This window comes from Streptococcus mitis (assembly GCF_047460035.1).
Taxonomy (GTDB): Bacteria; Bacillota; Bacilli; order Lactobacillales; family Streptococcaceae; genus Streptococcus; species Streptococcus mitis_DW.
Window position 1 is genome coordinate 190,310 of record NZ_JASHHB010000001.1, and the last position, 16,244, is coordinate 206,553.

General features: G+C 38.1%; 15 protein-coding genes. 4 read left to right on the forward strand and 11 right to left on the reverse strand.

What is annotated here, in order from left to right; genetic code table 11:
• The first annotated feature begins 17 nt into the window (after positions 1-17).
• A complete protein-coding gene (gene thrS / locus QM956_RS00995) occupies positions 18-1,961 on the forward strand; it encodes a threonine--tRNA ligase (protein WP_414302092.1) in 1,944 nt (647 codons plus the stop codon).
• A 255-nt stretch (positions 1,962-2,216) separates the two neighbouring features.
• Here the strand turns inward: thrS and QM956_RS01000 are convergent, their stop codons facing one another.
• From QM956_RS01000 to QM956_RS01020, 5 genes are all read right to left on the reverse strand, one after another.
• On the reverse strand, positions 2,217-3,266 hold the full coding sequence (locus QM956_RS01000) for a DUF389 domain-containing protein (protein ID WP_414302093.1): 1,050 nt from the start codon (positions 3,264-3,266) through the stop codon (positions 2,217-2,219).
• Complete coding sequence (locus QM956_RS01005) at positions 3,263-3,586, reverse strand: potassium channel family protein (RefSeq protein WP_001253404.1); 324 nt, start codon at positions 3,584-3,586, stop codon at positions 3,263-3,265. The genes QM956_RS01000 and QM956_RS01005 overlap by 4 nt, the downstream gene beginning before the upstream one ends.
• Before the next feature lie 13 nt (positions 3,587-3,599).
• The gene (locus QM956_RS01010; protein ID WP_000397556.1) at positions 3,600-3,941 is read right to left on the reverse strand and encodes a hypothetical protein; all 342 of its coding nucleotides are present in this window, start codon (positions 3,939-3,941) and stop codon (positions 3,600-3,602) included.
• On the reverse strand, positions 3,866-4,168 hold the full coding sequence (locus QM956_RS01015) for a TMEM175 family protein (protein WP_004240734.1): 303 nt from the start codon (positions 4,166-4,168) through the stop codon (positions 3,866-3,868). Before QM956_RS01015 ends, QM956_RS01010 begins: the two co-directional genes overlap by 76 nt.
• Positions 4,169-4,885: 717 nt before the next feature.
• Positions 4,886-5,935, reverse strand: coding sequence for a DUF389 domain-containing protein (locus tag QM956_RS01020; RefSeq protein WP_414302094.1), 1,050 nt, complete (start codon positions 5,933-5,935; stop codon positions 4,886-4,888).
• Positions 5,936-6,254: 319 nt separating this feature from the next.
• Between QM956_RS01020 and QM956_RS01025 the strand changes: the two genes are divergently transcribed.
• Positions 6,255-7,603, forward strand: a protein-coding gene (locus QM956_RS01025) for an IS3 family transposase (protein ID WP_414302095.1) whose coding sequence is annotated in 2 segments (ribosomal slippage) — positions 6,255-6,696 and positions 6,696-7,603 — 1,350 coding nt in all. Because the reading frame shifts where the segments join, the coding sequence is not laid out codon by codon here.
• A gap of 60 nt (positions 7,604-7,663) precedes the next feature.
• Here the strand turns inward: QM956_RS01025 and QM956_RS01030 are convergent.
• The 3 genes from QM956_RS01030 to QM956_RS01040 form a co-directional block, all read right to left on the reverse strand.
• Positions 7,664-9,175, reverse strand: a complete 1,512-nt coding sequence (locus tag QM956_RS01030) for an ABC transporter ATP-binding protein/permease (RefSeq protein WP_261055593.1) — start codon at positions 9,173-9,175, stop codon at positions 7,664-7,666.
• 798 nt (positions 9,176-9,973) lie between these two features.
• A complete protein-coding gene (locus QM956_RS01035) occupies positions 9,974-10,948 on the reverse strand; it encodes a sensor histidine kinase (protein ID WP_414302096.1) in 975 nt (324 codons plus the stop codon).
• The gene (locus tag QM956_RS01040; protein ID WP_000548991.1) at positions 10,941-11,618 is read right to left on the reverse strand and encodes a response regulator transcription factor; all 678 of its coding nucleotides are present in this window, start codon (positions 11,616-11,618) and stop codon (positions 10,941-10,943) included. The genes QM956_RS01035 and QM956_RS01040 overlap by 8 nt, the downstream gene beginning before the upstream one ends.
• A gap of 153 nt (positions 11,619-11,771) precedes the next feature.
• On the opposite strand from QM956_RS01040, the gene QM956_RS01045 reads away from it, so the two are divergent.
• A complete protein-coding gene (locus QM956_RS01045; protein WP_261015426.1) occupies positions 11,772-12,845 on the forward strand; it encodes a DUF2974 domain-containing protein in 1,074 nt (357 codons plus the stop codon).
• Positions 12,846-12,933: 88 nt separating this feature from the next.
• On the opposite strand, the gene QM956_RS01050 is transcribed toward QM956_RS01045, so the two are convergent.
• The 3 genes from QM956_RS01050 to QM956_RS01060 form a co-directional block, all read right to left on the reverse strand.
• Complete coding sequence (locus QM956_RS01050; RefSeq protein WP_125442922.1) at positions 12,934-13,953, reverse strand: YdcF family protein; 1,020 nt, start codon at positions 13,951-13,953, stop codon at positions 12,934-12,936.
• A 68-nt stretch (positions 13,954-14,021) separates the two neighbouring features.
• Entirely contained in the window at positions 14,022-14,459 is a 438-nt protein-coding gene (locus QM956_RS01055; protein ID WP_001166788.1) for an Rrf2 family transcriptional regulator, read from the reverse strand.
• Between the two features lie 75 nt (positions 14,460-14,534).
• Positions 14,535-15,377 carry a metallophosphoesterase family protein gene (locus tag QM956_RS01060; RefSeq protein ID WP_414302097.1) on the reverse strand — a complete coding sequence of 281 codons (843 nt, stop codon included), beginning with the start codon at positions 15,375-15,377 and terminating at the stop codon, positions 14,535-14,537.
• Between the two features lie 111 nt (positions 15,378-15,488).
• Between QM956_RS01060 and QM956_RS01065 the strand changes: the two genes are divergently transcribed.
• Positions 15,489-16,139: a metal-dependent transcriptional regulator gene (locus QM956_RS01065; protein WP_000188514.1), complete on the forward strand. Its 651-nt coding sequence runs from the start codon at positions 15,489-15,491 to the stop codon at positions 16,137-16,139.
• Positions 16,140-16,244: the final 105 nt, after the last annotated feature.

The window sequence follows — 16,244 nt, forward strand, 5'->3', positions numbered from 1 at the left end:
TAAGTAAGGAGAACATCATGATTAACATTACTTTCCCAGATGGCGCTGTTCGTGAATTCGAATCCGGCGTTACAACTTTTGAAATTGCCCAATCTATCAGCAATTCCCTAGCTAAAAAAGCCTTGGCTGGTAAATTCAACGGCAAACTCATCGACACTACTCGTGCTATCACTGAAGATGGAAGCATCGAAATTGTGACACCTGATCACGAAGATGCCCTTCCAATCTTGCGTCACTCAGCTGCCCACTTGTTTGCTCAAGCAGCTCGTCGCCTTTTCCCAGACATTCACTTGGGAGTTGGTCCAGCTATCGAAGATGGTTTCTACTACGATACTGATAACACAGCTGGTCAAATCTCCAACGAAGACCTTCCTCGTATCGAAGAAGAAATGCAAAAAATCGTCAAAGAAAACTTCCCATCGATCCGTGAAGAAGTGACTAAAGACGAAGCCCGTGAAATCTTCAAAAACGACCCTTATAAGTTGGAATTGATTGAAGAACATTCAGAAGACGAAGGCGGCTTGACTATCTACCGTCAAGGTGAATACGTAGACCTTTGCCGTGGTCCTCACGTTCCATCAACAGGCCGTATCCAAATCTTCCACCTTCTCCATGTAGCAGGTGCTTACTGGCGCGGAAATAGCGACAACGCTATGATGCAACGTATCTACGGTACAGCTTGGTTTGACAAGAAAGACTTGAAGAACTACCTTCAAATGCGTGAAGAAGCTAAGGAACGTGACCACCGTAAACTTGGTAAAGAGCTTGACCTCTTCATGATTTCACAAGAGGTTGGTCAAGGACTTCCATTCTGGTTGCCAAACGGTGCGACTATCCGTCGTGAATTGGAACGCTACATCGTCGATAAGGAAATCGCCGCTGGTTACCAACACGTCTACACTCCACCAATTGCCTCAGTAGAACTTTACAAGACTTCTGGTCACTGGGATCACTACCGTGAAGATATGTTCCCAACTATGGATATGGGAGATGGTGAAGAATTTGTCCTTCGTCCAATGAACTGTCCTCACCATATTGAGGTCTTTAAACACCACGTTCACTCATACCGTGAATTGCCAATCCGTATTGCTGAAATCGGTATGATGCACCGTTATGAAAAATCTGGTGCTCTTACAGGGCTTCAACGTGTACGTGAAATGTCCCTTAATGATGGTCATACTTTCGTAACACCTGAACAAATCAAAGATGAGTTCCAACGTACGCTTCAATTGATTATCGACGTTTACGAAGATTTCAACTTGACTGACTATCGTTTCCGTTTATCATATCGTGACCCTCAAGATACTCACAAGTACTTTGATAATGATGAGATGTGGGAAAATGCTCAACGTATGTTGAAATCAGCTATGGATGACATGGGACTTGACTATTTTGAAGCTGAAGGTGAAGCAGCCTTCTACGGACCAAAATTGGATATCCAGGTTAAGACTGCCCTTGGTAAAGAAGAAACTCTTTCTACAATCCAGCTTGACTTCTTGCTCCCAGAACGCTTCGACCTAAAATACATCGGAGCTGATGGTGAAGAACACCGTCCAGTTATGATCCACCGCGGGGTTATCTCAACTATGGAACGCTTCACAGCTATCTTGATTGAGAACTACAAGGGTGCCTTCCCAACATGGCTTGCACCACACCAAGTAACCCTCATCCCAGTTTCTAACGAAAAACACGTAGACTACGCTTGGGAAGTGGCCAAGAAACTCCGTGACCGTGGTGTCCGTGCCGATGTAGATGAGCGCAATGAAAAAATGCAGTTCAAGATTCGTTCTTCACAAACAAGCAAGATTCCTTACCAATTGATTGTTGGGGACAAAGAAATGGAAGACGGAACAGTCAACGTTCGTCGTTACGGACAAAAAGAAACACAAACTGTCTCAGTTGATGATTTTGTTCAAGCTATCCTAGCTGATATCGCCAACAAATCACGCGTTGAGAAATAAGAGATAAAACCTGGGATAAAATCCTAGCTACCTAAAAAGCAACAACTATTTCAGCTGTTGCTTTTTATATTTTTACTCAATGAAAATCAAAAAGCAAACTAGGAAGCTAGCCGCAAGCTGTACTTGAGTACGGTAAGGCGACGCTGACGTGGTTTGAATTTGATTTTCGAAGAGTATTATTTAATCCGAGCTAGTAGTGATTGACCAAACCACCACACAAGATTTACTTTCATGAGTTAGATAAGGTCAATATCCTCAATCCTTGTCTGCTTCATTTTCTTTTACGAGATCTTTTTGTGAATCCTTTTCAGAGAGTTTTTGATCGATATACTTGTTAATGGTTTCATAAAATTCCTTGGTCGAATCACTGTCTAATTTTGTCGAATTATGAACTTGATTGACTTTCAATTGAACAGATTGAATACCGTAAGAGGCTTGTTTTTGGTGGAGCGTTTCTAATTCTTCTTTTGAAATCGGATCTCCAACAACCGTCAAGACCAACTCATTGTTTCTTGATTTGTAGACTTGATTAATGACCGTGTGATTGGCGAACTCTTTTCCTACAAACTGTTTGATTCCTTCTTTTCGCGCTTGATCTATCGTTAGAGTGACTGCTGAATAGCTGGCTGGAAGAATCAATAATACAATCAAGGAGATCAACCCAATTCTCATTTTAATATTTAACTCTTTAAATGAACTTAAGGGAGATTTTCTCATCATAATTCTTGTTCCAACAATGTTGATTAGCATGATAAAGACACAGTTAATCAAGAAAAGATAAAGAGCTCCAAATAAAAATCGTACATTTCCATTAGCTAAACCGTAACCTGCAGTGCAGATAGGTGGCATCAGAGCTGTTGCGATGGCTACTCCTGGTACGATATTGTTTGCTTCTTTTTTCCTTGAACCAATGAAACCTGCTATCCCACCAGCAATAGCAATGAGAACATCCCAAATGGTTGGAGAGGTTCGTGCAATCAACTCGCTACTTGCATAAGATAAGGGGGAAATCCAGAAATACAAAGTCGAGACAAGCAAACTGACCAATATTTGAGTAAATAAAACCTCTAAAGATTGCTTGATTAAACGCGTATCAAAAATAGCTAAACCAAATCCGAGTCCAACAATCGATGTCATAAGAGGGGAAATCAGCATGGCTCCAATAATGACAGCTGTTGAATTCATATTTAAACCTATAGAGGCAATAAAAATCGCACACATCAAAATCACTGTATCTCTTAATCGAACATGAAGATCATCATATAATTTCTCACGGTATTCCCGTGTTGAATAATTGGCAGTCATTTGTCCTCTCCTCTTTCCTTATTTAAATCGGTATAATAATTAATAATAACAGCTGATAAACAGCCAAAAAATATGAGCCCATAAATCGTCAAGAAGACACTGGTAATCCTTCCAATCAAGGTCACAGCTAGGAGATCCCCGTAGCCGACAGTCGTCGAAGTCACAAAAGCATACCAAAGACCGTCTCCGTAATTTGTGATAGCAGGTTCAACTAGGAAAAGCACGCCTCCTGACCCAAAAACAAAGGTCACAAAACTCAGAGCAAACCGAGTAAAACCCGTAACCTGTATAATATGCCATAACATTTTTAAACGTCTCATTTGTTCTCCTTATTCATACTAGCTCCTGACCGAGCCGTTTTTTCCAATAATCAAAGTGAAGATAGGACATGATCTCCATCAGAGAAAGATAGACAAACTGATAGATCTGATTTAAGCTGATTATCAACTGATATTGTTTGAAAAATGACTGGAAGAAAGACCAGATATGACTGTCTTGAATCAGTCCCTTCTTAACATCAGACAGGATATTAGCTAAAGCTCCCAAGGACTGAAACGGTAAATCCTTGACATTTATATAGATCCGGTCCACCACATCATTCAGACTGGTATCTTGGATGGCATGAAATTCTCCAAAGAGAACTCCTGCCGCTCCAAGAGTAGAAACAAATTCCACCAAATAATTTCTGAGGAAATTTTCTCAACCTTTTCCCATAATGTGTTTAGTGCCATCCATAACGATCCCAACCAGAAAAAGGAAAGAAAACAAGCAAAGAAATTTTGCCGTAAATCCCAAAAAGCTTCAAGACTTGGTGTTGTTGGTTTTTCTAACTCTAAAATCAAGATGGTCATAATAATTGCTAGAACAGCATCTGTCAATACAATTAATCTGTCTTTCTTCATCGGATTGCATCCCCTTTCTTTTTTGTAACATTCTATCTTATCGCATAATATTGGATATTCTTTCATAATCCGACTACAAACAAAAATAAACCAAAAAGTCTGTCCCTATTATGCTATATTTAACTCTAGAAGTATTCATCCATCTAATTAATAAGTATATCATATTTCACAATAAATGAATACTATCAAAGATTCATCCCCTTTCACTTCATCATTTAGTGTTGCTTAGATTTATCAAAAACAACCAAATTTGTATTAATTTCAAGTATCACCTAGTTACAAAAATTTGGGGTGAACAGAAAAAGCATCCCGTATTTTTGATACGAAATGCTTTCAATAAGTTTAAATAAGTTTTAACGTTTACTAAATTGTGATGCTTTACGAGCTTTTTTCAAGCCTGGTTTGGAAAGTATGAATTTCAGTTGGACTAAAAACAGCGTAATATCAAGACTTTTCTCCGCTTTTATAAAAGCGTTTTTCCAATCAAATTCAACTAATTTTATCTAAATGGTGTGGATTTTACCCCCAAAATTACAGAGAATGGAGCTGATAAACACTAAACGTTCACACCATTAGTTAAATGATTTTTTTCATCATTTTTCTTAGATGATAGAACTTCTAATTTATTTCTTATTCAAGCAAAAACAACCTGCTATAAGTAAGAAAGAGGAAGATACAAGAAAAACACGGCGTAAAAACCGATTCAGTTCATTGTCCTCAATCCTTGTCTGCTTCATTTTCTTTTACGAGATCGTTTTGTGAATCTTTTTCAGAGAGTTTTTGATCAATATACTTGTCAATGTTTTCATAAAATTCCTTGGTCGCTTCACTATCTAATGTTGGCGAGTTCTGAACTTGATTCACTTTCAATTGAACAGATTGAATACCGTAAGAGGCTTGTTTTTGGTGGAGTGTTTCTAATTCTTCTTCTGAAATCGGATCTCCAACAACCGTCAAGACTAATTCATTGCTACTTGACTTGTAGACTTGATTAATGACCGTATGATTGGCGAACTCATTTTCTACAAACTGTTTGATCCCTTCTTTTCGCGCTTGATCCATCGTCAGAGTGACTGCTGAATAGCTGGCTGGAAGGACCAATAATACAATCAAGGATATCAACCCAATTTTCATTTTAATGTTTAGCTCATTAAATGAACTTAAGGGAGATTTTCTCATAAAAATTCTTGTTCCAACAATGTTGATTAGCATGATAAAGACACAGTTGATCAAGAAAAGATAAAGAGCCCCAAATAAAAATCGTACATTTCCATTAGCTAAACCATATCCTGCAGTACAGATAGGTGGCATTAGAGCTGTTGCAATGGCTACTCCTGGCACGATATTGTTTGCTTCTTTTTTCCTTGAACCAATAACACCTGCTATCCCACCAGCAATAGCAATGAGAACATCCCAAATGGTTGGAGAGGTTCGTGCAATCAACTCGCTACTTGCATAAGATAAGGGAGAAATCCAGAAATACAGAGTCGAGACAAGCAAACTGACCAATACTTGAGTAAATAAAACCTCTAGAGATTGCTTGATTAAACGCGTATCAAAAATAGCTAAACCGAATCCCAGTCCAACAATCGGTGTCATAAGAGGGGAAATCAGCATGGCTCCAATAATGACAGCTGTTGAATTCATATTTAAACCTATAGAGGCAATAAAAATCGCACACATCAAAATCACTGTATCTCTTAATCGAACATGAAGATCATCATATAATTTCTCACGATATTCACGTGTTGAATAATTTCCAGTCATTGGTTACTCCTTTTATTTCATATACTCTTGTTTCTGCTTAGATGGTGGCAGAGAGACTTCTTTTCAATTTTACATATTTTAATTCTCACCTGTCATTCTTTTGAAAATAATCCTTTAAATATCCATCAGTCCATCCTTGATATTATATCAAAAATTTTACAACCTTTCTCTGAAGAAATCTATCAATTGAACAGATAGAGGAAGCAAGAAATTTTTGTTTCCTTATCCGAAGAGGGAAAAACGGTATCAGAAGAACCTTGATATGAACTGCACCCCAAAAGTTAGACAGAAAAAATCTAACTTTTGGGGTATTTTTATTATGAAATTAACTTATGATGATAAAGTTCAGATCTATGAACTTAGAAAACAAGGATATAGCTTAGAGAAGCTTTCAAATAAATTTGGGATAAACAATTCTAATATTAGGTACATGATTAAATTGATTGATCGTTACGGAATAGAGTTCGTTAAAAAAGGAAAAAATCGTTACTATTCTCCTGATTTAAAACAAGAAATGATTCATAAAGTCTTACATGAAGGCTGGACTAAAGATAGAGTTTCTCTTGAATACGGTCTCCCAAGTCGTACGATACTTCTTAATTGGCTAGCACAATACAAGAAAAACGGGTATACTATTGTTGAGAAAACAAGAGGGAGAGTACCTAAAATGGGACGTAAGCCAAAAACGAGACCTGAAGAGAGGACAGAATTAGAACGTCTTCAAGCAGAAAATGAGTACCTGAGAGCGGAGAATACCATCCTAAAAAAGTTGAGAGAACTCCGATTGAAGGAGAAAAAAGAGAAAGAAGAAAGACAGAAATTGTTCAAGAATTAATGACTGATTTTTCGTTAGATATTCTTCTAAAAGCCATTAAATTAGCTCGTTCGACCTACTACTATCACTTGAAACAGCTAGATAAACCAGATAAGGACCAAGAGCTTAAAGCTGAAATTCAATCCATTTTTATCGAACACAAGGAAAATTATGGTTATCGTCGGATTCATTTAGAACTAAGAAATCGTGGTTATCTGGTAAATCATAAAAGAGTTCAACGCTTGATGAAAGTACTCAATTTACAAGCTAAAATGCGACAGAAACGAAAATATTCTTCTCATAAAGGAGATGTTGGCAAGAAGGCAGAGAATCTCATTCAACGTAAATTTGAAGGCTCTAAAATAATGGAAAAGTGCTACACAGATGTGACAGAATTTGCCATTCCAGCAAGTACTCAAAAGCTTTACTTATCACCAGTTTTAGATGGCTTTAACAGCGAAATTATTGCTTTTAATCTTTCTTGTTCGCCTAATTTAGAACAAGTACGAACAATGTTGGAACAGGCATTCACAGAGAAGCACTATGAGAATACGATTCTCCATAGTGACCAAGGCTGGCAATACCAACACGATTCTTATCATCGGTTCCTAGAGAGTAAGGGAGTTCAAGCATCCATGTCACGTAAAGGTAACAGCCCCGACAATGGTATGATGGAGTCCTTCTTTGGCATTCTGAAATCGGAGATGTTTTATGGTTATGAGAAGTCATTTCAGTCGCTTAAGCAATTGGAACAAGCCATTGTAGACTATATTGATTACTACAACAATAAACGAATTAAGGTAAAACTAAAAGGACTTAGCCCTGTGCAATACAGAACTAAATCCTTCGGATAAATTAATTGTCTAACTTTTTGGGGTCAGTACAAAACTGGCGTTTTATTTTTTATAATTTAGCTATTTCAAAATTACAAGTTCTCCATTCTTAATTTCCCAAACTTGGTCAAACTTACTTAATAATTCGTTTTGGCGATGTAAAGTAACAATGACGGCACTTGGTAGTTCCAGAACTCTTTCCAATTCCATTTTAAACTGATTAGTATCCAATGCAGAGAAAGGTTCGTCTAGGATAAGCAATGGATTTTTACGATTTTTCTCACGATTTAAATACATTCGTTGTTGCTGACCACCTGACAGGGATTGTGGTGGAATTTTTTCAAAATCTTCTTCTCTGAATTTTTCATTGAAACTATTGAATAGCGTTACATTATTTTCATAACTCGAAATAAATGTATGTTCTTGTTGCAGAATCATACCGAATCTTCCCCAAAGATGGTCCAAAACAAGCCCATCTAGCACAATTTGTCCTTCAAAATCTTCATCTGTTCCATTTAAAATGTTGAGAAGACTACTTTTTCCAGACCCATTCTTACCAATAAGCGCAATTTTATCCCCTTTTTGAATCGTAGCGGAAGTAATTATCAATTTTGATTCTCCCAGTTGTTTGGAAATGTTTTTCAAAGTAATCGTATCAAAAGAATGTTGAGGTGCTTGAACTGAAACGGGTCTCCCAACAATGTTTTGAAAACTCTTGATTACAGGCTTTACGGACTCTAACATTTGTAAATCATAAAGGATTTCCTGTATTGGTTCAGAAAAAGCATTAATATATCCGAAACTCGCCACCACCTCAGGAATACCGAGTTGCTGGTGAGATAGAGAGTAGGCTAAATAAATAAACAGAACAAGACTAATGAATTCAAAAGAAACACCTGTCAATAAGATGCCTGTAATTTTTGTCAAACCATACTTAAAATACTTATCCTGCAAATTCTTTAGAGAACTCTTTTGTTGATTCAAAAAATGCGACATAGTTAGTTTATTTACCAAATGATGTCCCATGAGCAAATCCTCCAAAGTTCGATAGTAATCTCCTTGTTTTTTCAAGTAAACCTGTCTACGATTAGCGGTCAACTTCCCAACGATTTTAGGAATTTGAATACTAATTCCAGTGGAAAAGATTAAAATCAGTGATACAATAGGATTAATTGTTCTGCTAATAATGAAAGCGTAAATGATGATACGTAAAATTTGTTTGATAAAACTCATCAATGGAGGAAGGTAATCCTTTTCCAACGAATCTAGGTCATTAGATTGATAGGAAATATACTCTGCTACTGTTTTCTGCTTGAAATCGTAGTGACTGAGTCCCAGAAGTGAACGAAACCACTCATTTTTCAAAGTAGTCGAAAAGATAATCCCCTGCTTCCAATCAAGTATCATTTGGATATAGTTACAACTCAAATAGCCTGCCACTGACATAGAGTAACCATATAGAGCTACTTGATAATCCCCTTTGATTAATGCCTGCGTGAAATACGGTAACAAAGCTGTGCAGATATTCGATACTACACCAAAAAGAAAATTAAAGAAGAGATACCATCTAATAGTTTTAAGATATGGTAGCATATACGATACTCCTTGCTAATGCGTTTTTTTACATATCGCAGAACAATCTCTACTATTCCCTATTTCAGATAGTGCGATACTCGGACATTGAGTGCAATAATTGTAAATCACACAAGTACTGCCGTTTTTACTATCATTCAAAATATAATTTGCTATTTTGTAAAATATAGGTCTATCCCATGTTTCTTTGATAGATGTAAAATGAATATTTCCAATACTTCTATTGAAAGTAAGCTTTTTCAGTTTTTCTAACGATTTAGGCTATTTCGTGACACACCCACAATTCGTGAAAATTCTGGTTATATCAGATTATGTGATTTTCGTAAGAATTTTATATTGTCTCCAATCATGGCAGTCTCCTTTTACTTGATAAAACTATTATAACATTTAGAAATTAAAAACTGGTTCAAAATCAATAGAATGTGTGTATTCGATACATTCAATAAATTCTTGGAAACAGTTCTACACCAGTTACACAAATCTATATACAACTATCTCATTCAAAATAAAAAGAAAGCTGCAGTTCTTTTAATCCTGTATCAACGATTCATTCTGAAATCGAATAGGAGACATTTCCCAAGTCTACAATTCACTTCATCTCAAATTAATTTTTGTAATTCACCCTTAGTTTATAGATTTTATACTCAACAAAAGTATAAAGCATACAAAACTTCACTTTGAACCAGTATTTATACTATATTCCGTATTAAAAATTCTATTATTGATTTTGTAAAAAACAGTCTTCAAATATCCTGAAATATAGCAAAAAGAGATTGGGTAAAAACTCATTGTCTCTTCTCACTCAAGGACTAAGTTCACTTGAGCAAACTGAATCCGCACTGTCGTTCCTGTACCGACCTCAGACTCGATACGAATCTGGTGCCCCAGTTCTTCAGAAATTTTCTTAGATAGGTAAAGTCCAAGTCCAGATGACTGCTGAGTTAGGCGTCCATTGTAGCCTGAAAATCCACGTTCAAAGACTCGGAGGACATCACTGTTTTTTATCCCGATTCCCGTATCCTTGATACAGAGTTCCTGGCCTTCCATATAAATCTCCAGACCACCTTCCTTGGTGTACTTGAGACTATTTGAGATAATTTGTTCAATGACCACTAGTAGCCACTTCTTATCCGTCACGATTTCTTTATCAAGGTCATGTAGATTGACATTTAAGCCTTTTTGAATAAAGAAAAGAGCATATTTACGAATTATTTCCTTGACCAAGTCCTCAATTTGAACCTGCTTTAAGACCAAATCATCATGAAAACTTTCTAAACGTAGGTACTGTAAAACTAGATTGGTATAGGAGTCAATCTTGAAAATTTCCTGTTCTAATTGCTGCTTTAATTGGCGATCAGCTACTTCTGCAACTAAGAGTTGACTGGCTGCAATGGGGGTCTTTATCTGATGGACCCACAAGGTATAGTAATCCAGCAAATCCGTCAGTTTTCTTTCTGCGTCTGACCTCTGCTGATAGAGTTCCATCTCACGCGCTTCTAATTTTTCAGCCAAGGCTCTTTCCAATGGAGATTTGGCTTCCCTATCCCCATAGAGAATTTCCTGGCGATAGACCTGCATTTCCACCAATATGTCCCAAGTGAAAAATAAGATGGTTACAAAGCAACACAGCAGGAAAAAGTAGAGAAAGTAAATTCCCAAACTGGCAAATAAAAACTGAAAGAGCAAAACCAGAAACGTCAAAGAAAGTAGATAGATAAAAAGACGACTACGGGAGCGCAGATAGGCTAGAAAAAATTGTTTCCAATCAAGCATGCTTCAGTCCGTACCCTATCCCTTTCTTGGTCTCGATAAATCCTACCAAGCCCTGCTCTTCCAACTTTTTACGCAATCGAGCCACATTAACAGAGAGCGTATTATCATCAATGAAAAAGTCACTGTTCCAAAGTTCCCGCATGAGGTCGTCACGCGCTACGATATTGCCTGCATGCTCAAACAAAACGCGTAAAATCTGGAATTCATTCTTGGTCAAATTCAAGACTTGCCCTTGATAATGTAAATCCATTGATTTGGTATTGAGGATAACACCAGCATATTCCAGTAAACTCTCGTCACGCCCAAACTCATAGGAACGACGCAACAAGCCCTGAACTTTGGCTAAAAGAACCTGCTGGTCAAAAGGCTTGGTCACAAAGTCATCCGCGCCCATATTGATTGCCATGACAATATCCATAGCCTGGTCTCTCGAAGACAGAAACATGATGGGAACCTTGGAAATCTTGCGAATCTCCTGACACCAGTGATAGCCATTAAACAAAGGCAGCCCAATATCCATGAGGACCAGATGAGGCTCCGACTGGACAAAAAGACTCAAAACTTCCATAAAGTCTTCTACCAGAACCACTTCAAATCCCCATTCAGAGAGCATTTTCCCGACCTGTTGACGAATAACCTGATCATCTTCTACTAATAAAATCTTGTGCATGCGCTTCTCCTTTTCTATTATTATAACAGATTTTTCCATGCTAGAAGGTCTGAAACTGAATTTGAAATAGCTTGTTTTAGCCAGTAAAAACAGGCAATGCTACTAGCTAATTTGAGAGAAATTTGATAAGATAAAGAAAAGAAAGGAGTTCTTATGACCAATATTTTTGACTATCTGAAAGATGTCGCACACGATTCCTTTTACGACCTTCCTTTAAATGAATTAGACATTCTAACCTTAACAGAAACCACCTACCTCTCCTTTGATAATCTGGTCTCCACAACTCCTATGCGACTTTTAGACCTGGCACCTCAGGTTCCAAGAGAATCTAACATGTTGACCAGCAAAAATCGCCTCCAGCTATTAGATGAACTAGCTCAACACAAACGCTTCAAAAATTGCAAACTCTCCCATTTTATTAATGACATCGACCCTGAGCTGCAAAAACAATTTGCGGCTATGACCTACCGCCTCAATCTCGATACTTATCTGATTGTCTTTCGTGGGACTGATGACAGTATCATTGGCTGGAAGGAAGATTTCCACCTGACCTATATGAAGGAAATTCCTGCTCAAAAGCACGCTCTTCGCTATTTAAAGAACTTTTTTGCCCAACATCCTAAGCAAAAGGTCATTCTAGCTGGGCATTCCAAGGGAGGCAATCTAGCCATCTATGCTGCTAGTCAAATTGAGCAAAGCTTGCAAAATCAGATCACAGCAGTTTATACCTTTGATGCGCCTGGTCTCCACACAGAATTGACACAAACCGAGGGCTATCAAAGGATAATGGATAAAACCAAGGTCTTCATTCCACAAGGTTCCATCATCGGTATGATGTTGGAAATTCCGGCCCACCAAATCATCGTGCACAGTACTGCCTTAGCTGGTATCGCCCAGCACGATACCTTTAGTTGGCAGATTGAGGACAAGCACTTCGTCCAACTGGATAAAACCAACAGTGATAGCCAACAAGTTGACACAACCTTCAAAGAATGGGTAGCGACAGTCCCTGACGAAGAACTCCAGCTCTACTTCGATCTCTTCTTTGGCACCATTCTTGATGCTGGTATCACTTCTATCAATGACTTGTCTTCCTTAAAGGTGCTTGAACACATTCATCATCTCTTTGTCCAAGCTCAATCCCTCACTCCAGAAGAAAGGGAAACCATGGGACGCCTCACTCAATTATTGATTGATACCCGTTACCAAGCTTGGAAGAATAGATAGTAGCTTTCAAAAATCAAATGTATATAAAACAAAAGACCTAGAATACATACTTTCATGTGTATTCTAAGTCTTTTTAAATAAAATCTAACTACCAAATAACCCCTTTATAGGCTACCAAAATGATAATTAACAGCGGGACATAAAAGGCAAGGAAGAGCCATTTCATTTTGACACAGAGCGCTACGTACTCCCGAATAAAAGCAGATGGTATATAGTAGCCTGCCGTCCTACATCCGAGGCCATCTCCCTTCATTTTTAACTTACGAGCATAAGTACTAGTTCTAAAGACATGATAATCATTTGTTACAAAGAGAAATTGAGGTTTGGCTACCAGTTTCTCACCAAGTTCCTTAGAAAAGAGAAGGTTCTCGTAGGTAGTCCTTGATTGATCTTCCAGAATAATCGCATCTTGGGGAACATCTGTCTCTTTAAGAAGATAGTTTGTAATGGCCTGCGCTTCAGAAATCTTCTCATCTCCTCCTTGTCCGCCACTGGCAATAATTTTTATGTTAGAATTTTTAGACTTGTGATAAGCTTCCACTGCCTTATCAATTCTCCTCTTCAGCAAAGGTGTTACCTTTTCTCCGTCTAACAAACCTGCACCATGAATGATAATAAAATCATAATGCTTCTTCTTAGGAATAAAGAGATACAAGATAGAGTACAGAATAAAAGCCACAAAAGCAAAACCAAAAATAAAGTAAGAATAAGCAATAAATGCAAATAAAATATTTAGAAAGTGATTGGTGTAAAATAATTCATGTCGTCCTCCCAATCGAAATGACATCAAAGCAAAAAATAGCAAAATGACTATTCCAAGGAGCATGGAGAGATAATTAGCCTTTGAACGTCCCTCTCGCTTCAACAAAATGACCCCATTATAGATTAGAAAGATGCCACTTAGAAAAAGCAAAAAAGGAAGTAAAATAAAGGGAAATATAAAAAAAGCGAAATGAATCTTCTCATACCCATTTTGATAAAAAAGGTAGCCTAGATAAAAATAACTGGAAATGAGGGATAATAAGAATAATACTGGATTCCACAAACTTCTATTATCCTTCCAAAATGACACTATAAATGCTAATACAATTCCTATAACGAGATACATTTCTTCCTCCTTTAATGATTCTATTTTATCACAATTTTACATAGAGAAAAAGAGGGCATCTATCCCTCTTACTCCTTCATTTGACTCTCTGCATCGGCCACAACTTGTTCTAGACTGGTCTGACCAAGTTCAGCCTCCATAGCCAGTTGGATTCTCTCCAATTTTTGATCCAAAACATCATGAATATGAGCTCCAACTGGACAATTTGGATTTGGATTGTCATGGAAACTGAATAGTTGACCTGTCTTGCCAAGACATTCGACCGCCTGATAAACATCTAAAAGACTAATGTCCTTAAGATCCTTGACAATTTCTGTCCCACCTGTTCCACGAGCTACTGAAATCAACTCTGCCTTCTTCAACTGGGACAAGGTCTTTCTGATAATGACAGGATTGACCCCGACACTAGCAGCCAGAAAATCACTGGTCACCTTGCTTTCCTTCCCCTCGAGGGCAATAATTATCAGCATATGAGTCGCAATGGTAAATCTACTTGGAATTTGCATCCTCTTCTCCTTTTTACGAGGCTAGCCTGCCTCTACACTTCTTTTTCTATTATTATACCCTTTTTAGTTGTAATGTCAATCGTTACCACTTTTCAACCAAGCATCTAATTCCCTATCATAGCCCTCTTTCTGGGCTAATTCTCTCAGAAATTCCTGATGATGAGTATGGTGGATACCATTGACCAGACTTTCATAGTAAACCTCAAAATAGGGAAGTTTGAGGTCTTTAGCCAGCTGCAATTCAGCTGCCACATCGTAGTCTACCCGTCGGAAGTCCATATCTACCAAACCCTTGTCATCAAACTCTAAAATCATATACTGGGCCCGCAAGTCCTTCCGCAACTGGGCATCCAAAAAGAAAGGTTGCCCAATCGAACCCGGATTGACAATCAATTGCCCACCAGTCCCGTAACGAAGCAACTGCTGGTGAATATGACCATAAACAGCAATATCACAAGGGGGATTGGTCACCAAGCGGTCAAAGTCCTCTTGTGATCCAGTATGAATCAACTCTCGCCCCCAGTTCTTATCAGGAAGATGGTGGCTAATTCCCACCGTCAAATCCCCAAACTGACGATGAATCTGGAGTGGTTGATTGTGGAGCAGTTCAATTTCTTCTAGGGAAATTTCCTCTAAAACATACTGGCACTGGCGCAAGAGATAGCGTTGACTGGGACGAGTACTATCCAATTCCTTGCGGACACCATGCCAAAGACTGTCTTCCCAGTTTCCCAAAACTCTAGCCGTAATCGGTAGTTGAGCCAACAAGTCCAAAATCCTTCTACGCCCTGTTCCTGGCATGAGAATGTCTCCCAAAAGCCAGTATTCATCCACTCCTAGCTGCCGAGCATCTGTCAAAACAGCCTCCAGGGCGGTGGTATTTCCATGAATATCTGAAAGAAGAGCTATTTTCGTCATATCCATCTCCTCGTTTTTTCTCTTGCAATAAGTATAACATAAAAAGTCACAGCTAGAGAAATCTAGCTTTTTTTGATATACTAGATAAAGATATTAGACAAGAGGAAGCGAATGACCCCGAATAAAGAAGACTATCTAAAATGTATTTATGAAATTGGCATAGACCTGCATAAAATTACCAACAAGGAAATTGCTGCTCGTATGCAAGTCTCTCCCCCTGCCGTAACTGAAATGATTAAACGGATGAAAAGTGAAAATCTCATCCTCAAGGACAAGGAATGTGGCTATCTACTGACTGACCTCGGCCTCAAATTGGTCTCTGAGCTCTATCGTAAGCATCGCTTGATTGAAGTTTTTCTAGTCCATCATTTAGACTATACAAGTGACCAGATTCACGAGGAAGCTGAGGTCTTGGAACATACTGTCTCTGACCTGTTCGTGGAAAGACTGGATAAATTGCTAGGATTTCCCAAGACCTGTCCTCATGGAGGAACTATTCCTGTCAAGGGAGAACTCTTAGTTGAAATCAATAACCTGCCACTAGCTGATATCAAGGAAGCTGGCGCCTACCGCCTGACTCGGGTGCACGATAGTTTTGACATTCTCCATTATCTGGATAAGCACTCACTTCGCATCGGTGATCCGCTCCAAGTCAAGCAGTTTGATGGCTTCAGTAACACCTTTACTATCCTTAGTAAAGACGAGGATTTACAAGTGAATATGGACATTGCAAAACAACTCTATGTCGAGAAAATCAACTAATTTCTCAAGTCCCCTACCAACCCTGAAAGTTTTATTTTCAGGGTTTTATTTCTATCATTTGATTTTGCTTTCATTTAGTTGTAGAATGTTTGTAAAAAACAAGAA